This window comes from Nonomuraea sp. NPDC050394 (assembly GCF_044459065.1).
In the GTDB taxonomy this organism is placed as follows: Bacteria; Actinomycetota; Actinomycetes; order Streptosporangiales; family Streptosporangiaceae; genus Nonomuraea.
Genome location: NZ_JBITIO010000008.1, coordinates 57,501 through 83,470 on the forward strand (window position 1 = coordinate 57,501; position 25,970 = coordinate 83,470).

Here is a 25,970-nt window from a genome sequence, read left to right on the forward strand (position 1 = left end):
CGCGACCAGAGGGAGCAAATGTGAACGCGGTGCTTGTCCTGGAAGACGGTCGTGTCTTCCATGGAACCCCCTACGGCGCCGAGGGTGAGACGTTCGGCGAGATGGTCTTCAACACCGGCATGACCGGCTACCAGGAGACCCTCACCGACCCCTCCTACCACCGCCAGATCGTCGCGATGACCGCCCCGCACGTCGGCAACACCGGCGTCAACGACGAGGACCCCGAGTCGTCGAAGGTCTGGGTCGCCGGATATGTCGTGCGCGAGCCGTCCCGCGTGGTCTCCAACTGGCGCGCCGACCGCTCCCTCGACACCTACCTCAAGGAGCAGGGCGTGGTCGGCATCGCCCTGCGCGGCACCCGCGCCCTCACCCGCCACCTGCGCGAGCGCGGCGCGATGCGGGCGGGCGTCTTCAGCGCGCCCACCGTCCCGGTCGAGGAACTCGTCCAGCGGGTACGGCAGGCCCCGCAGATGACCGGAGCCTCCCTGGCCGAGCAGGTCTCCACCGGCAAGACCTACGTGATCCCCGCCCAGGGCGAGAAGCGGTTCACCGTGGCCGCCGTCGACCTGGGCATCAAGGGCATGACGCCGCACCGCATGGCGGAGCGCGGCTGCGAGGTCCACGTGCTGCCCGCGGCCGCCACCTTCGAGCAGATCATGGCCGTGGAGCCGGACGGCGTCTTCTTCTCCAACGGGCCGGGCGACCCGGCCACCGCCGACGTCGGCGCGCTGAAGCGGGTGCTGGAGGCGAGGGTGCCGTTCTTCGGCATCTGCTTCGGCAACCAGCTGTTCGGCCGCGCGCTCGGGCTCGGCACCTACAAGCTCGCCTACGGTCACCGCGGGGTGAACCAGCCGGTCCAGGACGTGCGTACCGGGAAGGTGGAGATCTCCGCGCACAACCACGGCTTCGCGGTGGAGGCGCCGCTCGACGGCTCCTTCGACACCCCGTACGGCCCGGCCGAGGTCAGTCACATCAATCTCAACGACCGTTGCGTGGAAGGACTGCGCCTGCTCGACGGGCGCGCCTTCAGCGTGCAGTACCACCCGGAAGCCGCGGCGGGCCCGCATGACGCCGCGTACCTCTTCGACGAGTTCTGCGAGGTCATGCAGCGTGCCTAAGAGAACAGACATCCAATCGGTCCTGGTCATCGGCTCGGGGCCGATCGTGATCGGGCAGGCGTGCGAGTTCGACTACTCCGGCACCCAGGCCTGCCGCGTGCTGCGGGCCGAGGGGTTCCGGGTGATCCTGGTCAACTCCAACCCCGCGACGATCATGACGGACCCGGAGTTCGCCGACGCCACCTACGTCGAGCCGATCACCCCCGAGTTCGTCGAGAAGATCATCGCCAAGGAGCGGCCCGACGCGCTGCTGCCGACGCTCGGCGGGCAGACCGCGCTCAACACCGCGGTCGCCCTGCACGAGGCGGGCGTGCTGGAGCGCTACGAGGTCGAGCTGATCGGCGCCGACTTCGACGCGATCCAGGCGGGGGAGAACCGCGAGCGGTTCAAGGAGATCGTCGCCAAGGTCGCCCGGGAGCAGGGGCTCAACGCCTCCAGCGCCGAGTCGGTGATCTGCCACACCATGGACGAGTGCCTGGCCGCCGCCGGGACGCTCGGCTACCCGCTGGTCGTGCGGCCCTCCTTCACCATGGGCGGCGTCGGCTCCGGCTTCGCCTACGACGAGACCGACCTGCGCCGCATCGCCGGAGCCGGGCTCGACGCCTCGCCGACCACCGAGGTGCTCCTGGAGGAGTCCATCATCGGCTGGAAGGAGTACGAGCTCGAAGTCATGCGCGACAAGCACGACAACGTGGTCATCGTCTGCTCCATCGAGAACATCGACCCGATGGGCGTCCACACCGGCGACAGCGTCACCGTCGCGCCCGCGCTGACCCTCACCGACCGCGAGTACCAGAACATGCGCGACGTGGCCATCGCGGTCATCCGCGAGGTCGGCGTCGACACCGGCGGCTGCAACATCCAGTTCGCCGTCGACCCGGCCACCGGCCGCATGATCGTCATCGAGATGAACCCGCGCGTGTCCCGGTCGAGCGCCCTGGCCTCCAAGGCCACCGGCTTCCCGATCGCGAAGATCGCCGCGAAGCTGGCCATCGGCTACACGCTCGACGAGATCCCCAACGACATCACCCGGGTCACCCCGGCCTCCTTCGAGCCGACGCTCGACTACATCGTGGTCAAGGTGCCGCGCTTCGCCTTCGAGAAGTTCCGCGGGGCCGACCAGACGCTCACCACGCACATGAAGTCCGTGGGCGAGGCCATGGCCATCGGCCGCTCCTTCACCGAGGCACTGCAGAAGGCGCTGCGATCGCTGGAGAAGAAGGGCTCGTCGTTCTCCTGGGCCGGGGAGTTCACCGGCAAGGCGGACCTGCTGGACGCGTGCCGTACCCCCCATGACGGACGGCTGCGCACGATGCAGCAGGCCATCAGGGCGGGCGCCACGGCGGAGGAGCTGTTCGAGGCCACCCGCGTCGACCCGTGGTTCGTCGACCAGCTCTTCCTCCTGCACGAGGAGGCGATGGCGCTGGCCGCCGCGCCCGAGCTCACCCGCGAGACGCTGGAGCGGGCCAAGGGGCACGGCTTCTCCGACGTCCAGATCGGCGAGATCCGCGGCCTCGACGAGACCCGCGTGCGCGACCTGCGCCACGCGCTCGGCCTGCGCCCGGTCTACAACACCGTCGACACCTGCGCGGCCGAGTTCGCCGCGACCACGCCCTACCTCTACTCGACCTACGACGAGGAGAACGAGGTCCCCTACGGCGAGCGGTCCAAGGTCCTCATCCTCGGCTCCGGGCCCAACCGCATCGGCCAGGGCATCGAGTTCGACTACGCCTGCGTGCACGCCAGCTTCGAGCTGTCCAGGGCCGGGTTCGAGACCGTCATGGTCAACTGCAACCCGGAGACCGTCTCGACCGACTACGACACCTCCGACCGGCTCTACTTCGAGCCGCTGACGCTGGAGGACGTCCTGGAGGTCGTCCACGCCGAGCAGCAGACCGGCCCGGTCGCCGGCGTCATCGTGCAGCTCGGCGGGCAGACGCCGCTGGGCCTCGCGCAGGCGCTCAAGGACGCGGGCGTGCCCGTCGTCGGCACCTCTCCCGAGTCGATCCACCTGGCGGAGGAACGCGGCGCGTTCGGGCGCGTGCTGGCCGAGGCGAACCTGCCCGCGCCCAAGCACGGCACCGCCACCACCGTGGCGGAGGCGCTGGCGGTGGCCGAGGAGATCGGTTACCCGGTGCTGGTGCGGCCCTCGTACGTGCTGGGCGGGGCCGGCATGGCGATCGTCTACGACGACGAGACCCTCACCACCTACATGTCGGCCCAGGAGGGCGGGCACCCGGTGCTGGTCGACAAGTTCCTGGACGAGGCCATCGAGATCGACGTGGACGCGCTCTTCGACGGCCACGAGCTCTACCTCGGCGGCGTCATGGAGCACATCGAGGAGGCCGGCATCCATTCCGGCGACTCGGCGTGCGCGCTGCCGCCGATCACGCTCGGCGGCGCCGACATCAAGCGCATCCGCGCCGCCACCGAGGGCATCGCCCGCGGCGTCGGGGTGCGCGGGCTGCTCAACGTCCAGTACGCGATGTCGGCCGGGGTGCTCTATGTCCTGGAGGCCAACCCGCGGGCCAGCCGTACCGTGCCGTTCGTCTCCAAGGCGACGGCGGTGCCGCTGGCGAAGGCGGCGGCCCGCGTCATGCTCGGCGCCACGCTGAAGGAACTGCGCGACGAGGGCATGCTGCCGGCCGAGGGCGACGGGGGCACGCTGCCGCTGGACGCCTCGATCGCGGTCAAGGAGGCGGTGCTGCCGTTCAACCGGTTCAGGGGCGTCGACACGGTGCTCGGCCCGGAGATGCGCTCGACCGGCGAGGTCATGGGCATCGACGAGTTCTTCGGCATCGCCTTCGCCAAGTCGCAGGCCGCCGCATACGGCGAGCTGCCCGTCAAGGGCCGCGCGTTCGTCTCGGTGGCCAACCGCGACAAGCGGGCGATGATCTTCCCGGTGCGGGCGCTGGCCGACCTCGGATTCGAGATCCTCGCCACGGAGGGCACCGCCGAGGTGCTGCGCCGTAACGGTGTCCATGCCAAGATCGTGCGCAAGCAGAGCGACGGCACGGGACCCGGAGGTGAGCCCACGATCGTCCAGCGCATCCTGGACGGTGAGGTCGACCTGATCGTCAACACCCCGTTCGGCAGCCCCGGCCAGTCCGGGCCGCGCCTGGACGGCTACGACATCCGCACCGCCGCGGTGCTGCGCGGCATCCCGTGCATCACCACGGTCCAGGGACTCGCCGCGGCCGCCGCGGGCATCCAGGCCAAGGTGCGGGGCGATGTTGGCGTACGGTCCCTCCAGGAGCACGCACGAGCGCTTCGGGGGTGAGCCCCCGCGGGAGGTGAGCGACACTGGCCGGCACTCCGGTGCAGGTGACGGGCACGGTGCTGACGACGCGCCGGGTCGACGCCTACCATGCGCTGACCGTGGTGGCGCCCGGCATCGCCGAGCGCTTCCGCCCCGGCCACTTCGTGTCCGTGTCGATCGGCGGCGCCGGCACCGCGATGGTGACGCGCCGCGCCTTCTACGTGCACGACGTCAAGCCGGAGTACGGCGGCACCGTCGAACTGGTCTTCAGCGCCGGCGGGCCGGGCACCGCGTGGCTCGCCGAGCGGCGCGCCCGCGACACGATCGACCTCGTGGGGCCGCTCGGGCGGCCGTTCCCGCTGCCGCGCGACCCCGTCCACTGCGTGCTCGTCGGTTCCGAGTACGGCTCCGCCGTGCTGTTCCCGCTGGCCGACGCGCTGGCCGAGCGGGGCTGCCGGGTCGACTTCGTGCTCGGGGCGGCCTCGGCCGACCGGGTGTTCGGCGCGATGCGGGCCAGGCGGATGGCCGAGCGGGCCACGGTCACGCTCACCACCGAGGACGGCTCGCTGGGCGTGCGCGGCACGGTCAGCGACGCGCTGCCGGCGGTCGTGGCCGGCACCCGCGCCGACGTCGTCTACGCCTGCGGCCCGATGCGGACGCTGCGCGCGGTCACCGCCGTCGCCATGGAGGCCGACATCCCGGTGCAGGTGGCGGTGGAGGAGTCGATGGCCTGCGGGATCGGCATCTGCATGACCTGCGTGCTGCCGGTCATCGGCGACGACGGGGTGACGAGGATGACGCGGGCGTGCGCGGAGGGGCCGGTGTTCAGGGGGGAGCGCGTGCGCTTCGAGGACGTGGGAACGATCCCGTTCGACGCGTTGGGCGCGCCCGGAGGTGGAGCCCGACATGTCAGTTGATATGCGGACTTTTCTTGGACATGTCGAGCTAGCGAACCCCATCACCACCGCGGCCGGCTGCGCCGCCTCCGGCCGCGAACTCGCCCAGTTCTTCGACCTCCACCGGCTCGGCGCGCTCGTCACCCGCTCCATCACCATGGCGCCGCGCGCCGGCCGCCCCACGCCACGCATGGCCGAGACGCCCGCCGGCCTGCTCAACGCCGTCGGCCTCCAGGGCCCCGGCGTCGACGCCTTCCTGGAGCGCGAACTGCCCTGGCTGGCCCAGCGCGGCATCAAGACCATCGTCTCCATCGGCGGCGGCACCGTCGCCGAGTACGCCGCCCTGGCCCGCAGGCTCGCCGACGCGCCCGGCGTCACCGCCGTCGAGGTCAACCTGTCCTGCCCCAACATCGAGGACCGCGGCCGCGTCTTCGCCCGCGAAGGCGGCGCGGCGGCCGAGGTCATCGGCTCCGTGCGCTCGGTGATGCGCTACGACGTGCCCGTCATCGCCAAGCTGGCGCCCGACGTGGCCGACATCGCCGCCGTCGCCCGCGCCTGCGTGGACGCCGGGGCCGACGCGCTGTCCATGATCAACAACCCGCTCGGGATGAGCATCGACACCGTCACGCTCAAGCCCGCCCTCGCCGCCGTGACCGGCGGCTTGTCGGGACCGGCCATCCTGCCGCTGGCCGTACGGTGCGTGTGGCAGGTCCACTCCGCCCTGCCCGGCACGCCCATCATCGGCGTCGGCGGCGTCATGACCGGCGCCGACGCCTTCCAGCTCATCCTCGCCGGAGCCTGCGCCGTCGGCGTGGGCACCGCGCTGTTCCACGACCCGTACGCGTGCCTGCGCATCGAGCGCGAACTCGAGGACCTGCTGCGCGCACGCGGCTTCCAGCGGCTGGCCGACGCCGTCGGCCTCGCCCACCGCCCCCCGGGCAGCGCCGCCCGGCACCTGCACGAAGAGAGTTCCCTTTGACGTTCGCACCCGCACGAGGAGAGACCACCGTGACGCCCGCCCCGATCGCCGTCGCCCTGGACGCGCCGGACCTCGAGACCGCGGCCCGCTGGGCCGCGATGGTCACCCCTCACGTCAGCACGGTGAAGGTCGGGCTCGAACTCTACCTCCGCTACGGGCCCGACGTGATCGACTCCGTCCGCGGTGGCAGCGGGGTGCGGGTCTTCCTGGACCTCAAACTGCACGACATCCCCAATACCGTCGCGGGGGCCGCAAAGGCCGTTTCCCGGCTTCGGCCCGCCATCCTGACCGTGCATGCCGCCGGAGGGCCGGCGATGATCCAGGCGGCCGTACAGGCCGCTCCACACACCAAGATCGCCGCGGTGACCGTGCTGACGTCGCTGTCGGAGGCCGACCTGGACCGGATCGGGCTGTCGGGCCCGGCCGACGACGCCGTGCGCAGGCTGGCCGTACTGTCGGTGGGGGCGGGCGCGACCGCGCTGGTCTGCTCGCCGCACGAGGTGGCCGCCGTCCGCTCCGAAGTCGGCCCCGCGATCACACTGATCACTCCGGGTGTACGGCCGGCGGGCGCGGAAACCCAGGACCAGGCCCGCGTGGCCACCCCGGAACAGGCGATGGCCGACGGCGCGGACCTCCTGGTGATCGGCCGCCCGATCACGGGCTCGGCGGACCCGGGAGCCACGGCCGCGGCTTTGGCCGCCTCCCTGCGCCGCACCACCTGAAGGCTCGGGCCTCCGCTCCTCGACGGGGGCGGCTCCGGGCCGCGTCTGAGTGGGGGCAGGGCCCGCCAAAAGCTCGGGCCTCCGCTTGTCGAGCGGGGGCGCTTCGCGCCGGGGCGGCTCCGGGCCGCGTCTGAGTGGGGGCAGGGCCCCCACGCCCCACTGCCAAAAGCTCGGGCCTTCGGGCTGTTTCGCTTGGGGCTTGGCCCCAAACCCCGGCGAGAGGCCTCCGGCCCCTCGCGCTCCCCGGGCGTTGGCCGGTTGAGAGCCACGTCTCGGCGATGAACGAAGTACCTGCTGGTGGGGTTCGCCCACCATGCGAGCGGCTTCCTTCGGCTGGGTCGCCCTAACGAGGCCGGCTGACTGCCAGGCCAGGGTGCTGGGAGGTCGGCGCCCTCCGGGCAGGCATTGGCTTCTCATGGCGACGCCGCTTCGGTCGTGGCCTTCTCGCCTGGCTGTCGTCCGTGGGCGGCATGGGCGGCGGTGTGCTGATGCTGCCGGGTGTTCACCGCGCTGTTCGGCTTCGGGTGGCCGTGCCCGCCCTGACCCTGGCGCAACCGGCCGGCAACGGGGCCGCTTCAACCGGCGCGATGTCCGGTGGCGGATCATCGGCTGGCACGCCGTCGGCGCCGTTCCTTCTCGCCAAGCCAAGGGCCTGATCGCCGGCACCGGAGCCGCCGCGTCGCTGCCCAAGGGGGCTGGCAGCCTGCGGTCGGTCAAGGTGCTCCAGTTCGGGCCGGTCCTCATCCAGGCCATCGTCGCCGGAGCGTGGCTGGGCGAGAACCGTCATGCGGATGAGCGCCCGGGTCTTCGTCGTCGGAGCCGGGATGCTCGTCGCGGCGATCCTGTTCCTCTTCGGGGTAGGAGCCTCGTGCGGCGAGCCGGGCGCGCTTCGAGGTCAGGAAGGCGTCGCGGCGCGGTCGGAGTCGCCGCGCAGGACGCAGAACTCATTGCCTTCCGGGTCGGCGAGGATGACCCAGCCCGAGCCGTCGGGGTTGCGGTGGTCGGCGACCCGGGTGGCGCCGAGGCCCAGCAGCCGCTCCACCTCCTCCTCGCGTGAGGTCTCCGGACGCAGGCACAGGTGGATCCTGTTCTTGATCGTCTTTTTCTCCGGCACCTGGTTGAAGTGCAGCACCGGGCCCTCCGGCAGCAGAACCTGAGTCTCGTGGTCACCCGGCCGGTCCTCCGGATGCCGGGGCCCGCCGGTCACCTCGCTCCAGAATCCGGCCAGCTCAAAGGCATCCGCACAATCGATCGCCACGTTCTGCACCACCGAGACCATGAGCGGGAGCCTGCCTCAGTGCCCCCTCGCGCGCCACCGAATTCCGGAAGTCGCTCACGGAGGTCAATTAATCGGTATATACAGATCGTATGAGTCGAAGATCCATGCAGGAACCCACCTTCCTGATCCTTACGGCGCTCGCGGCCGGGCCCCAGCACGGCTACGGCATCATCACCGATGTTCTGCAGATCTCGGGTGACCGGGTACGGCTGCAGGCGGGCACCCTGTACGCCGCGCTCGACCGGCTGCAGGGGGAGGGGCTGGTCGAGGCCGATCGCGAGGAAGTCGTCGACGGCCGGGCGCGGCGGTACTACCGGCTCACCTCCGGCGGCGAGGCCCGGCTGGCGGTCGAAGCGGAGCGGCTGCGCCGCAACGCCGACACCGCCGCCTCCCGCCTGCGCGGCGGCGGGCTGCGCCCGGCGTTCAGCATGAAAGCGGCGCTGTCTCGCCGGGCCACGTCCTTCGGGGGCGCCACGTGAGCTTGGAGGATCGTTACCGGCGGTTGCTGGCGTGGTATCCGCGAGATCACCGCGCGTCGCACGAGGAGGAAATGGTCGCGGTTCTCCTCGCGGCAGCCGCGGCCGGCCGCGAGCGGCCAAGCGCTCGCGAGACGTTCGACCTGCTGCGAGGAGCCTTCACGATCCGGTTGCGCCGCGCCGTGGGAGCCGCTTCCCGCCGGCACTGGAACGCCGCCTTCCGCCTCGCGGCGCTGCTCGCACCGATCTGGCTGTTCCTCCTCGAAGCCGGCCGGGCCGCCGCCTACGCCGGGGACGCGCTGCGATCCCCGGGAATGGGCCCGGAGACGGCGCTGAAATCCCTCGCCATCGCCCTGCCGTACGGAGTCATCGCCTTTCTGGCCTGGCGGAACTCGCGAAGGGCCGCGGCCTCGGTGGCATGGGGATGGGCCGCGCTGTACGCCTGGCTCGTCGCCGGCCCGACGGATCTGGGCCTTTCGCCCCTGTACGTGGTGCGGGACGGCGTACTTCTCATAGAAGGGACGGGATGGCGGTTCGTCCTGCCCGCCTGCCTGGTCGCCGTGATGCTGACGTTCGCCCCGTCATCCGGTCCCGCCTCCACGGGAGTGCGGCGGCCGGCGGGATGGGCCGCCATCACGCTCGCCGGTCTCGTGGTGAGCACACACATCCCGTCGCCGGCGGCCGAACTCCTGCCCATGGCCGTGCTCGCGGTGGCGGCGGTGGCCGCGCTGCGGTCGCCTGTGGGGCGGCGGGCCGTGCTCGTCGCGTCGCCGCTCGTGAGCGTCACTGCCGGCCATTCTCCATGGCTGGCCGATCCGGGGAACCTTCCGGTGGTGGCCGCGTGCTCGGTGGCGGTGCTGGCCGTCACGGCGTGGCCGGCGAGAACCGCCGCCACCGCCTCCAGGGAGGCCGAGCTCCGCTCGTAGCTCCTGGAACAGCCCGGCAAGGAGTCGTACGGCGGGCCGTGCCGCTCACCGGGCTTCTCGGAAGTACCGCACGACCACGAAGCCGTGCGGTACTTCCCCCTCGCCTGCCCTCGCCGATCCCCACGTCGATCGCGAGTGAGACTCGCGTGCCGCCAAGCTAACCCCGGGTCAGTGCCTGATCACTCCGCCGGGCTCCTGCGGGAGGAAGAACCTTCTACCGGATATAAGAATTCTCCACCCACGGGTGTGATCGTGGGGGCGGCGGAGCCGTTCCGGCGCATGGAAGGTCTCGGTTTGATAACGGGTTTTCGGGTCGCGCTAAGAGGGGTTTCGGGTGACGGTCAGTAGTCATGATCGTTATCGTCCCTGGCGGGTGACGATCTTCGAGAACCGGGAAGTGAGCGCGATTTGATCAGCTCATTGTAGTTTTACAAACACGGAGAGTTAAGAACTGGATTTTGTGGTGAGAGAAACCGCTCTTGGCGTTGCTTAGGTGGCGATGACCAGCTAGTTTCCCCTCTCGTCCGAGTACATCGACAGAAATTCGAGGTGACCCGGCGTGGCTCTTCCTCCGTTGACCCCCGAGCAGCGCGCCGCAGCCCTGGAGAAGGCTGCCAAGGCCCGTAAAGAGCGTGCCGAGGTCAAGAACCGGCTCAAGCATGGCGCGGTTTCTCTGGCTGAGGTGCTCAAGGATGGGCAGACCGACGACGTCATCGGCAAGATGAAGGTGTCGGCGCTTTTGGAGTCGCTCCCAGGCGTGGGCAAGGTCCGCGCCAAGCAGCTTATGGAGCGGCTCACCATCGCCGAGTCGCGCCGCGTGCGCGGCCTCGGCGCGAACCAGAGGGCCGCCCTTGAGCGCGAGTTCGGTGGCGGCGAGAGCTAATCTCGTCTTCACACGAAAGCGCAGCTTCAGCGGGGGGTAGGAAGTGACCGACATGTCTTGGTCCGACAGTTCGAGGGCCCACGACACACAGGTCGACCTCCTTCCCTCCAGGCGCCTGACGGTCCTGTCCGGGCCGTCGGGCGTGGGGAAGTCCACGGTCGTCGCCGAGATCCGGCGGTCCCACCCCGAGGTGTGGCTGTCGGTCTCGGTGACCACCAGAAAGCCCCGCCCCGGCGAGTCGCACGGCGTGCAGTACTTCTTCGCCGACGACGACGAGTTCGACCGGCTCATCGAGTCGGACGACCTGCTCGAATGGGCCGAGTTCGCCGGCAACCGCTACGGTACGCCGCGCCGGCCCGTGCTCGACCGGCTCGCCAACGGCGTGCCCACCCTCCTGGAGATCGACCTCCAGGGCGCCAGGCAGGTGCGCAAGACGATGCCGGAGGCGCTCCTGGTCTTCCTGGCCCCGCCCACGTGGGAGGAGCTGGAACGCCGGCTGCGCGGCCGCGGCACCGAGCCGGAGGACGTGATCGAACGCCGCCTGGCCGCGGGACGCGTCGAATGCGCCGCCGAACCCGAGTTCGACATCACACTTGTGAACACGAGTGTCCAGGATGTATGTCATCGGCTGATAGCCTTGATGACGGACCCTCAGGGGGTCACGACATCCACCAACCGAGAGGTCTGACAATCGTGGCAGGCATTGCCCCGGTCGCTGAGGGAATCACCAACCCGTCGATCGACTCTCTGCTCGACATCGTCGACAGCAAGTACTCTTTGGTGATCATGGGCGCCAAGCGCGCCAGGCAGATCAACGCCTACTACTCGCAGCTCGGCGAGGGCCTGCTCGAGTACGTCGGCCCGCTGGTCGAGACCCACGCCCAGGAGAAGCCGCTGTCCATCGCGCTGCGCGAGGTCTCCGAGGGGCTGCTCAACGCCGAGCCCATCGAAGGCGCGGTCTGACCGTTCGACTCCAGCTCTCGACGCCGCCCAGGGCGGAGCCGGGAGCTGCGCCATGTCCGGACCCCGGGCGGAGCCGTACCGGCGCGGAGCTCTAGGGTTGGGGCGATTCGTGCGGAGGAGAGGGGTGGCGGCGCGCCGATGAAGGTCGTACTGGGCGTCAGCGGCGGCATCGCCGCCTACAAGGCGTGCGAGCTGCTCCGCCTGTTCACCGAGTCCGGGCACGAGGTGCGCGTGGTGCCCACCCGCGACGCGCTCCGGTTCGTGGGCGAACCGACCTGGGCGGCGCTGTCCGGCAACCCGGTGACCACCGAGGTGTGGGAGAACGTCCACGAGGTGCCGCACGTGCGGATCGGGCAGAACGCCGACCTCGTGATCGTCGCCCCCGCCACCGCGGACGTCCTCGCCAAGGCCGCCCAGGGACTGACCGGCGACCTGCTCACCACCACGCTGCTGACGGCGCGCTGCCCGGTGGTGTTCGCGCCCGCGATGCACACCGAGATGTGGGACCACCCCGCCACCCGCGCCAACGTCGCCACCCTGCGCGAGCGCGGCGCCCTCGTCATCGACCCCGCATCGGGCCGCCTGACCGGCGCCGACACCGGCCCCGGACGGCTGCCCGACCCCGAGGAGATCTTCGAGGTCTGCCGCCGCGTGCTGCGCGGGGCGCCGCGCGACCTGGCCGGCCGCCGGGTGGTCATCTCCGCGGGCGGCACCCGCGAGGCGATCGATCCGGTCCGCTTCATCGGCAACCGCTCCTCCGGCCTTCAGGGGTACGCGCTGGCGCGCACGGCCGTGGCACGCGGCGCCGAGGTGACCCTGATCGCGGCAAACGTCACACTGCCCGATCCGGCCGGGGTCGCGCTCGTGCGGGTGGAGTCGACGGAGCAGCTGCGCGAGGCGGTGCTGTCGGCCTCGGAGGACGCCGACGCGGTGGTGATGGCCGCCGCCGTGGCCGACTTCCGGCCGGTGACGCGGGCCACGTCCAAGATCAAGAAGACCTCCGACGATCCCGAGGCCATCCGGCTGACGAAGAATCCCGACATCCTGGCTGAGCTGGGCGTGCGGCGTACCCGGGCAGGGAACGGTGCCACCCCCGCGGTGATCGTGGGGTTCGCGGCCGAGACCGAGGACGTGCTGGCCAACGGCCAGGCCAAGCTGGCCCGCAAGGGGTGCGACCTCCTGGTGGTCAACCAGGTCGGCGAGCGCCTCGCCTTCGGCACCCCCGACAACGCGGCCACGATCCTGGTCGCCGGGGGAGAGCCGGTCGAGGTCCCGAGGGGCCCGAAGGAAGATCTGGCCGACGCCCTCTGGTCGCTGGTCGCCCCACGCCTGGCCGGCTAGCGCCCTGGTGACCTGCGTTTCTCGCTGTGTCTTTCTCACTGAGTCTTCCTCGCTGCGTCTCCCTCACTAATGGGACAAATGTGTACACGCTCCGTAATGTGGGGATGAGACGCCTCAGGGGTCAGTGAAGCTACGACTGGGGGCGGTCGGGGTTGTCAGCATTCAGGCACGTTATACGCGTACTGCTCGTCACCGGCGCCCTCCTGGCCATCCCCGCGGCGGCGTCCGCCGAGGCGCCCGAGGCCGTCACCCAGACCGTCACCGACCACGCCGGTGCCCTCGGCGACCGGGCGGGTGAGGTTCAGGCCGCCACCAGCCAGCTCGAAGCCGAGCACGGCATCCGCCTCTACGTCGTCTACGTCACCGGCTTCTCCGGCTGGAACGCCACCACCTGGGCCGACCAGACCGCCGGCCTGAGCCGCCTGGGCCGTGACGACCTGCTGATGGCCGTGGCCACGCAGGAGCGCCGCTACGCCGTGTCCGCCGACACGAACTTCCCCCTGTCCACCGAGCAGATGAACGCGGTCGCGCAGGACACCATCGTCCCCGCGCTGCGGAAGGACGACTGGGCGGGCGCGGCCGTCGGCGCCGCCAAGGGGTACGGCACGGCCATGGCGAACCCGGCCAACCCCGAAGGCCGCAGCGCCTGGTGGCTGGCGGGGGCGGGGGTGCTGGCCGCGACCGGCGGGGGCGTCTACCTGTATTCGCGCCGCCGCAAGACCTCGCGCCACACCGCCGCCGCCAAGGACCTGGAGACGCGGGCGGGCCAGGCGCTCGTCCACACCGACGACGCGGTCAAGACCTCCGAGCAGGAGGTGGGCTTCGCGACGGCGCAGTTCGGCGAGGAAGCCGCCCAGCCGTTCGCCGAAGCGCTCGAGTACGCCAAAGGCGAGCTCGACCAGGCCTTCCGCCTCCGCCAGCAGCTCGACGACGAAGTCCCGGAGGACGACGTGACCCGCCAGGCGATGCTGGAGGAGATCGTCAGGCGCTGCGCGGACGCCAACGCCCGGCTCGACGCCGAGTCGGAGGCCTTCGACCGGCTGCGCGACATGGAGAAGCAGGCCCCGCGCGTCCTGGCCGAGGTCCGGCAGGCGCACGCCGAGCTCACACCCAAGCTCGCCGAGGTACGGCGGGCCATGGCCGCCACCGCCGAGCGCTTCGCCCAGAGCGCCCTGACCCCCGTCGAGGACAACCCGGACGACGCCGCCAACCGCCTGGAGTTCGCCGGCCAGACACTCGCCGCCGCGCAGGCGTCACTGGACGCGGGGGAGTCGGGCAAGGCTGTCGCCCAGGTGCTGGCCGCGCAGTCTGCCGTGGACCAGGCCAGGCAGCTCATGGAGGCGGTGACCAGGCGGGCCGACGACATCCACCAGGCGGCGGCCGGTCTCAAGCCCGCCCTGGAGACCGTCGCGGCCAACCTGTCGGCGGCGAAGGCGCTGGCCGCCGACCAGGCGTACGCGGCGGACCTGACGCCCCAGATCGCGTACGCGGAGAGCACCGCGACCCAGGTGGCCGAGGACGTCGTCGCGACCCGCGTGGACCCGATCGCGCTGCTGCGCCGCGTGGAGGAGGCGCAGGCGACGCTGGACGAGGCGCTGAAGGGCGTACGCGACAAGAAGGCCCGTCAGGAGCAGGCGCGCAGCATGCTCGACCAGGCGATGCTCACGGCCCGCAGCGAGATCGCGGCCACCAAGGACTTCATCACCACCAACCGCGGCGCGGTCGGCAGCACCGCGCGCACCCGGATCGCCGAGGCGGAACGCCTGCTGGCCGAGGCGCGCGCGCGGGCCGGGGAGGACCCGTCCGCGGCGCTCGCCGCCGCCCAGCGCGCCGACCAGCTCGCCCAGGAGGCCGGGCAGGCGGCGCGGCGCGAGGTGTCGGCGTTCGGCTACGGAAGGACCGGCAACGGCAGGGGCGGCGCCGACGCGATGATGGGCGCGGTCCTGGGCGGCATCCTCATCGACGGGATGATGGGCGGCATGATGTCCGGGCGCGGCGCGGGCCGCGGCGGCGGCCGCCAGACCGCGGGGACGGGCAGGCGCGGCGGCCAGGCGCCGGGCAGCTTCGGCGGCTCGGGTACACGAGGGCGGAGGGGCTCAGGGGGAGCCTTCTGACCCGGAAACGATCACCTATCGGGGGAACGAGCAATGTCCAAACAGTCCATCTTCGGCCGTGTCGCCCAGCTGGCCAGGGCCAACATCAACGCGCTGCTGGACTCGGCCGAGGATCCGCAGCTGATGCTCGACCAGATGGTGCGCGACTACACCGACAACATCGCCGAGGCGGAGAAGGCCATCGCGCAGACCATCGGGTCACTGCGGATGGTCGAGGCCGACTACCGCGAGGACGTCCAGGCGGCCGGGGAGTGGGGCAAGAAGGCCATGGCCGCCAGCCAGCGCGCCGACCAGCTGCGCGCGTCGGGGCAGCGCGCGGAGGGCGACAAGTTCGACGAGCTCGCCAAGGTCGCCCTGGGCCGCCAGATGTCGGCCGAACAGGAGGCGAAGGCCGCGGAGCCGGGCATCGCGGCGCAGCGGGAGGTCGTCGACAAGCTCAAGGCGGGCCTCCAGCAGATGAGGAACAAGCTCGGCGAGCTCCGGAGCAAGCGTGACGAACTCGTCTCCCGCGCCAAGACCGCCCAGGCCCAGTCGCGGGTCCAGGACGCGATCAAGAGCATCGACATCCTCGACCCGACCAGCGAGGTCAGCCGCTTCGAAGAGAAGATCAAGCGGGAGGAGGCGAAGGTCATCGGGCAGCAGGAACTGGCCGCCTCGTCGCTCGACGCGCAGTTCGAGAGCCTGGAGGACATCGGCGCCCAGGCCGAGATCGAGGCCCGCCTGGCCGCCCTGAAGATGGGCAAGCCCCTGCCGATCCAATCCCCCAGCCCCAACTGACCCCGTCCCGGCCGCGCCCGCTGTCATCGGCGCGGCCGGGGCTGTTCTCCGCGGCTTCCGGCTCCCCTTCCGGCTCATCTTCCGGCTCCTCTTCCGGCTCCTCTTCCGGCACGCGTCCGTCACGCCCGCCGTCCGTGAGACGCCCGCCATCCGTTACGGCTCACGCCGGCCTGCCCGCCCCGCCGTCGCGGGCGGGCGCCCGTCGGGCGCCGGTCGTGAAGGCCAACGGCTTCCCGCCGCGACGACTCCGCCCCGGCCCCCTGCCGTGGTTCGCCGGAGCCCCCACCGTCCGTCGCCTGTCCTGGGCGCGCTTGCGTTTCTCCTGGGTTTGTGGTCGGGGGATCGGGATTTGGATGTTGCCGCGCTGCCGTACCCCTGCGGATACTTACACAAAGGGGGAGAACACAGATGCCGGTAGGAACCGCGGTGAGGGACCGCTGCAGGACGCTGCTCGGGCCCGACGAACAGATCAGGTACGTGTTTCCCGCACTGTCGGTGGGGCCACCGGGGATGGCCAACTTCCTCATCGTGGTCACCGACGGGGCGATCTCGGTGCTCGCCACCAGGATGCTCAGGAGCGACCGGCCGGTGTCGGTTTACGCCACGTTCCCGAGGGCGACACGCCTGGGCCCCATCATGACTGGATCGATCATCGAGCTCGGCTCGATGGCCTTCGAGTTCGATGAGGAGTACGCCGCCGTGGTGAGAGCGGCGGACGCGGAGATCTTCGCGCCCGAGACGCTCCCACCCGACCCCCTGCCGGATCTCTGAATCGGCCCGCGGTTTCGCTACCTGGCCTCCCGTGGGGCTAGACTTCGGCGAGGCCCAGGCTGGTGTCCACCCGTCCGAGCCGCACATACGTCAGCAGCCGCTGCATGAGGAGCCACTGAGTTGTCACGTCGCCTGTTCACCTCCGAGTCGGTCACCGAGGGCCACCCGGACAAGATCGCCGACCAGATCAGTGACGCGATTCTCGACGCCATGCTCAAGGACGACCACAAGAGCAGGGTCGCCGTCGAGACGATGATCACTACCGGCCAGGTCCACGTCGCGGGCGAGGTGACGACCGAGACCTATGTCGACATCCCCGGCGTCATCCGCGAGAAGATCCTTGAGATCGGCTACGACGCCTCGCACAAGGGCTTCGACGGCGCGTCCTGCGGCGTCTCCGTCTCGATCGGCGCGCAGTCGCCCGACATCGCCCAGGGCGTCGACGACGCCTACGAGCACCGCGAGGAGGGCGTCGGCGACGAGCTCGACCGCCAGGGCGCCGGTGACCAGGGCCTGATGTTCGGCTACGCCTGCCGCGAGACCCCCGAGCTGATGCCGCTGCCGATCATGCTCGCGCACCGGCTCGCCCAGCGCCTGTCGGAGGTCCGCAAGTCGGGCACCGTGCCGTACCTGCGCCCCGACGGCAAGACCCAGGTCACCATCGAGTACGACGGCGACACGCCCGTCCGCCTCGACACCGTGGTCGTCTCCACGCAGCACGCGGCCGAGATCGACCTCAAGGAGATGCTCGCCCCCGACATCAAGGAGCACGTGGTCGACCCCGTGCTCGCCGGGCTCGAGATCGACATCGAGGGCTACCGCCTGCTGGTCAACCCGACCGGCCGCTTCGAGATCGGCGGCCCCATGGGCGACGCCGGCCTCACCGGCCGCAAGATCATCATTGACACGTACGGCGGCATGGCCCGCCACGGCGGCGGCGCCTTCTCCGGCAAGGACCCGTCCAAGGTCGACCGCTCGGCCGCCTACGCCATGCGCTGGGTCGCCAAGAACGTCGTCGCGGCCGGCCTGGCCGACCGCTGCGAGGTCCAGGTCGCCTACGCCATCGGCAAGGCCCAGCCGGTCGGCCTGTTCGTGGAGTGCTTCGGCACCGAGAAGGTCGAGGTCGAGAAGATCCAGGCCGCCGTGTTGCAGGTCTTCGACCTCCGTCCCGCGGCCATCATCCGCGACCTCGACCTGCTGCGCCCGATCTACTCCGAGACCGCCGCCTACGGCCACTTCGGCCGCGAGGGCTTCTCCTGGGAGTCGACCGACCGCGCCGAGTCCCTCCGCACCGCCGCCGGCCTCTGACCGGCACCCGTTCCACCGCCTGAGCCCTGAGTTCCGCCACCCGGCGGCCTCAGGGCTCACGCATGCCCGGACCAGAGCACCCGTCCCGAGGCGCGGCGCCCCACCCCGGGACGATAGGCCCAGAGGCCCAGAGGCCCAGAGGCCCAGAGGCCCAGAGGCCCGGAGGCGGACTCTCGTGTGGCCAGGGGTGTTGTGGGTGGCCTTGGAGGAGGTCCGCTCCCGGCCGGAGGGAACTCGTGTGCGCGTGCCACCCGCCCGGACCGTCAGGGTGCGACGCGACCTCGGGGCCGGGTGTTCGGCGGGCCGGGGCTGTGTGTCCGGTCCAAGATCCATATAACGTGTTCCCAGGGATCTTCCAGGACCGGGCCCGCCACGGGGGCCGCGGGCGCGGCTTGACGGGGGTGCGGGACCATGCTGTCGCGAGCAGCCCTCCCCACCGCCGTCACCAGCTTCGTGGGACGCCGTCAGGAGGTCGCCGGGGTCCGCAGGATGCTCCAGCGCAGCCGCCTGGTCACGGTCACCGGGATAGCGGGCGTGGGCAAGACGCGCGTGGCCGTACGCGCCGCGCAGCTCATGCGGCGGGCCTTCACCGACGGCGTCACCTACGTCGAGTTGTCCGGCGCCACCACGGCCGAAGCGGTGGAGGAGGCGATCGCCCAGGCCCTGGGCGTCGGCGCGCCCGCCGAGTCGGCGGCCCACGTGGCCGATCGGCGCATGCTCCTGGTCCTCGACACCTGCGAGCACGTCGCAGAAGCCTGTTCCAGGCTGGCCCAGGCCCTGCTGCCCGCCGCACCCGGCCTGCACATCCTGGTCACCAGCCGCCAGGCCTTACGCGCCCCCGGTGAGCACATCGTGATCGTCCGGCCGCTGGCCGTACCGGGGCCGGAGACCGAGCCGGCGGCGGTCGCGCACGTCGAGTCCGTCGCGTTGTTCCTGGACCGGGTGGCCGCCGTGGACCCGGCGTTCGAGTTGCGGCCCGACAACGCCCCCGTCGTGGCCGAGCTGTGCCGGCGCATCCAGGGCATCCCGCTGGCCATCGAGCTGACCGCGGTACGCGCCCGGCTGCTGCCCGTCGCCCGGCTCCTGCAGCTCATGGACGCCTACGGCTCACTGGGCCCCGCGGGTTCGCGCGCCCGCGGCGGACGCCATTCGACGATGCAGGCGGCCATCGCCTGGAGCCACGACCTGTGCGCCAAGGAGGAGCGGCTGCTGTGGGAGCGGCTGACCGTCTTCTCCGGCTCCTTCGACCTGGACGCCGCCGAGCGCGTCTGCTCCGGCGCCGACCTGCCCGGCGCCCTCGTCTACCCGGCGCTGGCCGCGCTGGTCGAGAAGTCGATCGTGGTCCGCGAGCACGACGGGCGGCGCACCGTGTACCGGATGCTGGACGGCCTGCGCGAGTACGCCATGGGACGCATGCCGCCGCCCGAGGCCGAACGGCTGCGGGTGCGCCACCGCGAGCATTACTTCGCCGTCGCCCGCCGCTTCGGCGTGGAGCGCGCCGGGCGCGACCGCGTGGAGGAGGTGCTGCGCGCACGTTCCGACTGGCCGAACCTGCGCGCCGCCCTGGAGTCCTACGCCGCCGACCCCGCCGGGCGCGCCGCCGGTCTGGAGATGGGCCTGCGCCTCGGCTACCTGTGGGTGTTCGGCGGCATGGCCAGGTACGGCCGGCAGTACCTCGACCGCCTGCTCCCCGGCACCGAGGCCCCCGACTGGATCCGTCTGGGCGCCCACCTGGACCTCGCCCACATCGCCATCGGCCAGGGCGACCTGCCCGCCGCCCGGCGCGCGCTGGCCGGGGCAGGGGAGCCGGCGGCCCGGCTGGGCACGCTCGGCGGCCTGCGCCTCACGAAGATGCGCGGCACGCTGCGGTTCTGCGAGGGCGATCTGGAGGCGGCCGAGCGGCTGCTGCGCGAGAGCGTGGACGGCCTGGCGGGGCACGGCGGCATCCACCTGCTCAACGGCCTGATCGAGCTGGGGTTCACGTTGCTGACGGCGGGCCGTACCGAAGAGGCGGAACGGGTGCTGACACGGGCGGCGCGGCTGTGCGGGCAGGCGGGCGACGGGTGCGGCGCGGCGTGGGCGGACCTGGCGCTGGCGCTGCTGCTGCGGCGGTGCGGACGGATCGGCGAGGCCGAGGGGCACGCGCGCGCGGCGCTGCGCACGCACGCGCGGGTGGAGACGACGTTCGGGCGGGCGTTCTGCGTGGAGGTGCTGGCGTGGCTGGCGGCCGACCGCGGCGCGCACGCGCGGGCGGCGCGGCTGCTGAGCGCCGCGCACCGGCTCTGGGGCGCCGAGGTGCGGCCGCTGCTGGGCTCGCCGCACATGGCGGCCGAGCGCAAGCGCCACCAGGACGAGCTGGCCGAGGCCCTGGGATCGCAGCTGGAACGCGTCAAAGCCGCCGGACGGGCGCTGTCGGCGGAGGAGGCGATCGCCGAGGCGCTGTCCGGCGAGCCGGAGGAGAGTGAGCCGCGGGCGGCCCCGGCGTGGACGCCGCTGACGCCGCGCGAGGCCGATGTCGCCGACCTGGTCGCCGACGGGCTCACCAACCGGCTGATCGCCCACCGGCTCGTCGTGGCCCGGCGCACGGTCGACACCCACGTCGAGAACATCCTCGCCAAACTTGGCTTTTCCGGACGCAGCCAGATCGCCGCATGGGTGATCAGGCGCCGGCAGAGGGAGGGATAGGCATAATCCCCGATGTCGCCTTGGGTGATGAGATGAATACTCATCGTGTCCATGGCCCGGGGACGCGGGGGCGGGTTCGCGCGCTGACGCGAACCCACGAGGTCCGCGGCACGGACGGCCCGCCGGGCCTGCCGCCGCAGGGAGGGAGGGTCCATGGCCGAGCGAGGCAGGGGGAATCTCCCCGCCGAGTTCACCAGCATGATCGGCCACGCGGCCGAGGTGGCCGAGGGCCTGCGGTCGCTGGCGCGCACGCGCCTGCTCGCGGTCACGGGGCCCGGCGGGGTGGGCAAGAGCCGCGTGGCGGTCAGGGTCGCCCGCCACGCCCGGCGGCGGTTCCCCGGCGGGACCTGGTACGCCGAGCTGTCGGCGGTGACCGGGGAACCGGCGCTGACCGCCCGCGTGGCGGCCGCGATCGGCCGGCCGCAGGCGCGTACCCCCGAGGGGATCGCCGCGGCGCTGCGCGAGCGCAGGGCGCTGGTCGTGCTCGACACCTGCGAGCACCTGACCGGCCCCGTCGCGCGCCTGGCCGAGGTACTGCTGCGCCGGGCGCCCCACGCCAAGATCGTGGTGACCGGACGGCAGCCGCCCGACCTGGCGGGGCAGCACGTGCTGTACGTGCGGCCGCTGGCGGAGGCCGACGCCGTCACGCTATTCGCCGAGCGGGCCGCCGCCGTCGACCCCGACTTCTCCCTTTCCGGTGGTGGCACGCGCGCCGCGGTCGCCGAGATCTGCCGCAACCTGGACGGCCTGCCGCTGGCCATCGAACTGGCCGCGGCGTGCCTGCGCTCGCTGACCGCGCCCGAACTGCGTGACCGGCTGCGCGACCGCCGCCCGCTGCCGGCGGGGACCACCAGCGCGCTGCCGCGCCAGCGCGACCTGCGCGCCATGGTCGAGTGGAGCCACGCGCTGTGCGGGGCCGAGCAGCGCACGCTGTGGGCGGCGTTGTCGGTGGTGGACGGCGGCTTCGAACAGGAGACGGCCGAGGCGATCGGTATCGAGGCGGGCCTGCCCAGGGTGCGGGCGGCCGTGGTGCTGGGCGACCTGGTCGCCCGTTCGGTGGTACTGCGCGAGCCGGCGCCGGGCGGCGCCGGTTACCGGCTGCTGCGGCCGTACCGGCAGGTGGGGCTGGAGCTTCTCGAGGCGCGGGCGCGCAGGCGCCTGACGGCCCGCTACGGCGCCGCCACGGCCGCGCCCGTGCCCGCGCCCGGCAGCCGGCCCGAGGCCGGTGACGTGGTCCTGAGCCCCCGCGAGCTGCAGGTCGCCAAGCTCATCACCGAGGGCCTGACGAACCTGGAGATCGCCGGGCGGCTGGTGATCTCGAAGCGGACGGTCGACGCGCACGTCCGCAACATCCTCGCGAAGGGGCATCTCACCTCGCGCACCCATGTCGCCGCCTGGGTGGCTTCCAGCGATTAATCGGCACTTCTCCGGATGCGCAAGGCGGGGTCCGCGACGAACTGTTGTCATGCCGGCGGATGACCACCGGCGCCGTCCAGGGGAGGGGTCCCAGGGTCCGGCGCCCCGCGTCCATCCGCCGGCACCACAGCGAAGAGGGGAAGCCGATGCCGATCGACCCCGCCCTGGTGCGGGCCGGCCTCACCCGGGTGGAACCGCACGCCGAGCGCGCGGCCGCGTCCTTCTGCTGCGCGACGGCGTGCCCCGCGCCCGTATCCACCACGACCTGGCCAGTGACCGACCGGCCTTACCGGAGGCCACGGTCTGGTAGACGTAGTGCGTGACCGAGACCGACCACGCCCTGCTGCCGCTGGATGCGGTACGCCCGGCCGCGCAGAAGGCCAAGGGCTCGGTCGTTCCCGCACCCGAGGCGCCCGTGGCCAGGGTGGCGGTCGACAACCCGCTGCCGCACCTCGACCGGCCCTTCGACTACCTCGTGCCCGCCGCCCTGCACGACAGCGCGCGGCCGGGGGTGCGGGTCCGGGTGCGGTTCGCCGGCAAGCTCGTGGACGGGTTCCTGCTGGAGCGGACCGAGGAGAGCGAGCACCGGGGGAAGCTGGCCGCCATCGAGCGGGTGGTGTCGGCGGAGCCGGTCCTCACGGCCGAGGTGGCCGCGCTGGCCAGGGCCGTGGCCGACCGCTACGCCGGGACGCTGGCCGACGTGCTGCGGCTGGCCGTACCCCCGCGGCACGCCAAGGTCGAGGCGGAGCCCGGGCAGGCGGCCGCCACGGACGGCCCGCCGGAGCCCGGAGACGGTCAGGCCTGGGCCGGCTACCCGATGGGGCCGTCGTTCCTGGACGCGCTGGAGCACGGGCGGGCGCCCAGGGCCGTGTGGTCGGCCCTGCCCGGGGCCGGAGGGTGGGCCGAGGCGATCGGCGAGGCGGTGCGCGCCACGCTGGCGGGCGGCCGGGGCGCGCTGGTCGTCGTGCCGGACGGCAAGGACGTGGCGCTCGCCGACGAGGTGTTCGAGCGGCTGCTCGGCGACGGCGCGCACGTCGCGCTCACCGCGGGCCTGGGACCGGCCGAGCGGTACCGGCGCTGGCTCAGGGTGCTGCGCGGGCAGGCGCGCGCGGTGGTCGGCACCCGTGCGGCCATGTTCGCGCCCGTCGCCGACCTGGGGTTCGTCGCCCTCTGGGACGACGGCGACGACCTCCACGCCGAACGGCTGGCGCCCTACCCGCACGCCCGCGAGGTACTCGCCCTGCGCGCCCACCGCGGCGGCGCCGCCATGCTCATCGGCGGCTATGCCCGCACCGCCGAGGCCACCCAGCTCATCGCCACCGGCTGGGCCAGGCCGATCGTGGCCGCGCGCGAGAGCGTGCGCGCCATGGCCCCCAGGGTGCGCCCGGCGGGCGAGGACGCCGAACTGGCCAAGGACCAGGCCGCCCGCGCCGCCCGCCTGCCCAGCGTCGCCTGGCGGGCGCTGCGCGAGGGGCTGGAGTCCGGCCCGGTGCTGGTCCAGGTCCCGAGGCGCGGCTACCTTCCCTCGATCGCCTGCCGCCAGTGCCGCCGCCCGGCCCGCTGCGCCCTGCCGCCCACCCGCACCGCCCCCGACCGGGGCAACAGGATCGACGACGCCGTGCCGGGGAAGGCCGCCTGCCATGGGCCGCTGGCGCTGCGCAGCGGGCACAGCGCGCCCTACTGCCGCTGGTGCGGCCGGGTGGACGCCGCCTGGCGCTGCGAGCACTGCGGCGGCGCTCACGTGCGCGCGGTCGTTGTCGGCGCCCGCCGCACCGCCGAGGAACTGGGACGGGCCTTTCCCTCCGTGCCGGTCAAGACGTCCGGCAGGGACGGGGTCCTGGCGCGCGTCGGTCCCGGCAAGGCGCTGGTGGTGGCCACGCCGGGCGCGGAGCCGGTGTCCGACGGCGGGTACGCGGCGGCCGTGCTCCTGGACGGCTGGGCCCTGCTGGGCCGCGCGGACCTGCGGGCGGCGGAGGAGGGCGTACGCCGCTGGATGAACGCCGCCGCCCTGCTGCGGCCCGGCGCGGAGCTGGTGGTGCTGGCGGACATGGCGCTGCCGGCCGTACAGGCGCTACTGCGGTGGGATCCCGTCACCCACGCGGAGCGCGAGCTCGCCGACCGCGCCGAGCTCGGCTTCCCGCCGGCGGTACGGATGGCCACGCTCACGGGTACGGCCACCGCCGTACGCCAGATGCTCGACGAGGTCCGCCTGCCGGACGAGGCCCAGGTCCTCGGCCCGGTACAGGTCGACGACGAGCGGGAACGCGCCATGATCCGGGTCCCGAGAGCCTCCGGCGGCGTGCTGGCCGCCGCGCTCAAAGGGGCCACCGGGGTACGTGCGGCGCGTAAGGCGCCTGATGTCGTCCGGGTGAGTGTCGACCCTCTCGACCTGATTTAGCCGCTTTCCCCGATTCGCTCATCTGTTGGCCAGCCGTTAGCGTCTCCCTGTGTCGATCGAATGGGTGAACCGGGCCATCGACGACCTGCGCGCATGGGGGCGGGCGCGGGGCGTCGAGGTGGACGCCGACGAGGTGCGGCTGCTCTGCGACTACGCCAGCGACTATCTGGGCGTGAACGAGCTGGCCGACTTCGCCCCGTCGACCTTCGACGACCTGCTGCTGTCCATCTACCCGCGCAAGGTGATCGCGCCGCCCGAGAGCGCCCCCGAGTCGATCGCCGCGGCCGGCACGCTCGTCGACTACCTCGAGTCCTCCGGCGCCGCCGGCGCCGACCGGGCACGGGCCATGCGCGCGCGGCTGAGCGAGATCGCCGAGGAGATGCCCGCCGCCCTGGCCGACCCGGCCAACTTCGGCATGGCCAAGAGCCTGTTCAGCTCGATCGGGCCCGAATCGCTTGAACAGGACATCGCGATCCCCTCCGCCGACGCGCCCGGGAGTGAGCTTCCCGAGATCGAGGAGGCGCCCTGCGACTGCCCGGCGTGCACGCCGCTGCCCGCCGTACGGCTGGCCTCCGCGCGGGAGCTGGAGGCCGCGCTCGGCGGGGTGGCCCTGCTGGCCGACCGCGACCGGCTGCTGGCCTGGCTGGGCGACCGGGGCAGCACCCCCACGGCCAAGGGCGCGCTGCGCGCCAAGGACGCCGCCGCGGCGCCGGTGCCCGAGCCGAGGCTGCTGTGGGCGCTGGCCGGGCACGAGGGTCTCAGCGGCTGGGCGAGCACCGTCGCCCACCTGGTCGAGCACGACACCGGGGGCGCGGTCACCGGCCTGCCCGAGCTCGACGACGCCCTCTACGACCTGCTCGACCGCCTCTACCGCCTGCAGGCGCGGGTGCCGGACGAGGTGGTCGCCGACCACGTGTTCGAGCTGGCCGACGCGGACGTGGACGTCGAGGCGGTGCTCGACCGGCTGGCCTGGTGCGGGCTGGTCGAGCGCCGTCACGACGGCGCCGGGCTGAGCCCGCTGGCCGTCTGGGGGCTGCGCGAGCTCTACCTCGCCCACGGCCGCGACGCCCCCGAGGCGCCCGACCTCGCCGCCGCCGACGCGGTCGGCCTCATCGAGGGACTGCTCGACGGCATGCCGACCGAGGCGGCCGAGCACGACATCGAACGCTGGCTGGCCGGGCGCACGCCCGATCAGGCCGCCGCCGAGCTGCTGGCCGCCGCCACCGGCGCCCCGGCCGTCGCCCGCGGCATCGCGGTCACCATCGTCGACCACCTCGGCCCCGCCGCGGAACCGGCGCTGCGCGCGGTGCTCGACGACGGGGAGCTGCGCCCGCACGCCATCCACTGGCTGACCTCCAGGGGCCTGCCCGCGCCGCCGCTCACCCAGGACGAGCTCCTGTGGGTCAGCGTGGACATGCTCGCGCTGGCGATGCCGGCGGCCCGGGAGGACCCCGAGATCTTCGCCGAGAACATGGCCGCCTCCGGCCCGCCCGCCCACCTCATCGAGGAGATGTGGCGGGTCGACCACCCCGACGTGGTCGACGTGCTCGAACTGCTCGGGCGGTCCCTGCCGGGCAGCGGAGAGGCCAAGGCGGCGCGCAAGGCGGCGTTCAAAGCGCGCTCACGAGCCATCCGATGAAGTACATCCCTGTGACTCGT

At 72.5% G+C, this 25,970-nt stretch carries 20 protein-coding genes; 19 read left to right on the forward strand and 1 reads right to left on the reverse strand.

Going from position 1 to position 25,970, the window contains the following annotated elements:
• The first annotated feature begins 20 nt into the window (after positions 1 to 20).
• Genes carA through pyrF form a run of 5 tightly spaced genes read left to right on the forward strand, consistent with a single transcriptional unit; the run spans position 21 to position 6,974 of the window.
• Positions 21 to 1,118: a glutamine-hydrolyzing carbamoyl-phosphate synthase small subunit gene (carA, locus tag ACIBKY_RS29250; RefSeq protein ID WP_397101433.1), complete on the forward strand. Its 1,098-nt coding sequence runs from the start codon at positions 21 to 23 to the stop codon at positions 1,116 to 1,118.
• Positions 1,111 to 4,398 (forward strand): carbamoyl-phosphate synthase large subunit, encoded by a 3,288-nt coding sequence (carB, locus tag ACIBKY_RS29255; RefSeq protein WP_397101435.1) that lies wholly within the window; start codon positions 1,111 to 1,113, stop codon positions 4,396 to 4,398. Before carA ends, carB begins: the two co-directional genes overlap by 8 nt.
• A 23-nt stretch (positions 4,399 to 4,421) precedes the next feature.
• Complete coding sequence (locus ACIBKY_RS29260) at positions 4,422 to 5,294, forward strand: dihydroorotate dehydrogenase electron transfer subunit (RefSeq protein WP_397102146.1); 873 nt, start codon at positions 4,422 to 4,424, stop codon at positions 5,292 to 5,294.
• A complete protein-coding gene (locus tag ACIBKY_RS29265; protein WP_397101437.1) occupies positions 5,284 to 6,252 on the forward strand; it encodes a dihydroorotate dehydrogenase in 969 nt (322 codons plus the stop codon). The genes ACIBKY_RS29260 and ACIBKY_RS29265 overlap by 11 nt, the downstream gene beginning before the upstream one ends.
• Before the next feature lie 29 nt (positions 6,253 to 6,281).
• Positions 6,282 to 6,974 (forward strand): orotidine-5'-phosphate decarboxylase, encoded by a 693-nt coding sequence (gene pyrF / locus ACIBKY_RS29270; RefSeq protein ID WP_397101439.1) that lies wholly within the window; start codon positions 6,282 to 6,284, stop codon positions 6,972 to 6,974.
• A gap of 895 nt (positions 6,975 to 7,869) precedes the next feature.
• On the opposite strand, the gene ACIBKY_RS29275 is transcribed toward pyrF, so the two are convergent.
• On the reverse strand, positions 7,870 to 8,253 hold the full coding sequence (locus ACIBKY_RS29275) for a VOC family protein (protein WP_397101441.1): 384 nt from the start codon (positions 8,251 to 8,253) through the stop codon (positions 7,870 to 7,872).
• Between the two features lie 89 nt (positions 8,254 to 8,342).
• Here ACIBKY_RS29275 and ACIBKY_RS29280 point away from each other — a divergent pair, with 89 nt between their 5' ends.
• The 14 genes from ACIBKY_RS29280 to ACIBKY_RS29345 all read left to right on the forward strand — a co-directional run bounded on the left by ACIBKY_RS29280 (position 8,343) and on the right by ACIBKY_RS29345 (position 25,950).
• Complete coding sequence (locus ACIBKY_RS29280) at positions 8,343 to 8,732, forward strand: PadR family transcriptional regulator (RefSeq protein WP_397101443.1); 390 nt, start codon at positions 8,343 to 8,345, stop codon at positions 8,730 to 8,732.
• A 71-nt stretch (positions 8,733 to 8,803) separates the two neighbouring features.
• Positions 8,804 to 9,655, forward strand: a complete 852-nt coding sequence (locus tag ACIBKY_RS29285) for a hypothetical protein (RefSeq protein ID WP_397101445.1) — start codon at positions 8,804 to 8,806, stop codon at positions 9,653 to 9,655.
• Positions 9,656 to 10,214: 559 nt separating this feature from the next.
• Positions 10,215 to 10,538 (forward strand): integration host factor, actinobacterial type, encoded by a 324-nt coding sequence (gene mihF, locus ACIBKY_RS29290; RefSeq protein WP_157244637.1) that lies wholly within the window; start codon positions 10,215 to 10,217, stop codon positions 10,536 to 10,538.
• 52 nt (positions 10,539 to 10,590) lie between these two features.
• Positions 10,591 to 11,226 (forward strand): guanylate kinase, encoded by a 636-nt coding sequence (gmk, locus tag ACIBKY_RS29295; protein ID WP_397101447.1) that lies wholly within the window; start codon positions 10,591 to 10,593, stop codon positions 11,224 to 11,226.
• 5 nt (positions 11,227 to 11,231) lie between these two features.
• The gene (rpoZ, locus tag ACIBKY_RS29300) at positions 11,232 to 11,501 is read left to right on the forward strand and encodes a DNA-directed RNA polymerase subunit omega (RefSeq protein WP_184960643.1); all 270 of its coding nucleotides are present in this window, start codon (positions 11,232 to 11,234) and stop codon (positions 11,499 to 11,501) included.
• A 138-nt stretch (positions 11,502 to 11,639) separates the two neighbouring features.
• Entirely contained in the window at positions 11,640 to 12,842 is a 1,203-nt protein-coding gene (coaBC, locus tag ACIBKY_RS29305; protein WP_397101450.1) for a bifunctional phosphopantothenoylcysteine decarboxylase/phosphopantothenate--cysteine ligase CoaBC, read from the forward strand.
• Between the two features lie 152 nt (positions 12,843 to 12,994).
• Positions 12,995 to 14,956 carry a TPM domain-containing protein gene (locus ACIBKY_RS29310; RefSeq protein ID WP_397101452.1) on the forward strand — a complete coding sequence of 654 codons (1,962 nt, stop codon included), beginning with the start codon at positions 12,995 to 12,997 and terminating at the stop codon, positions 14,954 to 14,956.
• 33 nt (positions 14,957 to 14,989) lie between these two features.
• Positions 14,990 to 15,733: a PspA/IM30 family protein gene (locus ACIBKY_RS29315; RefSeq protein ID WP_397101454.1), complete on the forward strand. Its 744-nt coding sequence runs from the start codon at positions 14,990 to 14,992 to the stop codon at positions 15,731 to 15,733.
• A 408-nt stretch (positions 15,734 to 16,141) separates the two neighbouring features.
• Complete coding sequence (locus tag ACIBKY_RS29320) at positions 16,142 to 16,504, forward strand: hypothetical protein (RefSeq protein ID WP_397101456.1); 363 nt, start codon at positions 16,142 to 16,144, stop codon at positions 16,502 to 16,504.
• Between the two features lie 120 nt (positions 16,505 to 16,624).
• Positions 16,625 to 17,812: a methionine adenosyltransferase gene (gene metK / locus ACIBKY_RS29325; RefSeq protein ID WP_397101458.1), complete on the forward strand. Its 1,188-nt coding sequence runs from the start codon at positions 16,625 to 16,627 to the stop codon at positions 17,810 to 17,812.
• Positions 17,813 to 18,223: 411 nt separating this feature from the next.
• Positions 18,224 to 20,497 carry an ATP-binding protein gene (locus ACIBKY_RS29330; protein ID WP_397101460.1) on the forward strand — a complete coding sequence of 758 codons (2,274 nt, stop codon included), beginning with the start codon at positions 18,224 to 18,226 and terminating at the stop codon, positions 20,495 to 20,497.
• A 153-nt stretch (positions 20,498 to 20,650) separates the two neighbouring features.
• A complete protein-coding gene (locus ACIBKY_RS29335) occupies positions 20,651 to 21,913 on the forward strand; it encodes a LuxR C-terminal-related transcriptional regulator (protein ID WP_397101462.1) in 1,263 nt (420 codons plus the stop codon).
• A 319-nt stretch (positions 21,914 to 22,232) separates the two neighbouring features.
• The gene (locus ACIBKY_RS29340; protein WP_397101464.1) at positions 22,233 to 24,311 is read left to right on the forward strand and encodes a primosomal protein N'; all 2,079 of its coding nucleotides are present in this window, start codon (positions 22,233 to 22,235) and stop codon (positions 24,309 to 24,311) included.
• 49 nt (positions 24,312 to 24,360) lie between these two features.
• A complete protein-coding gene (locus tag ACIBKY_RS29345) occupies positions 24,361 to 25,950 on the forward strand; it encodes a hypothetical protein (protein WP_397101466.1) in 1,590 nt (529 codons plus the stop codon).
• The last annotated feature ends 20 nt before the right edge of the window (positions 25,951 to 25,970 follow it).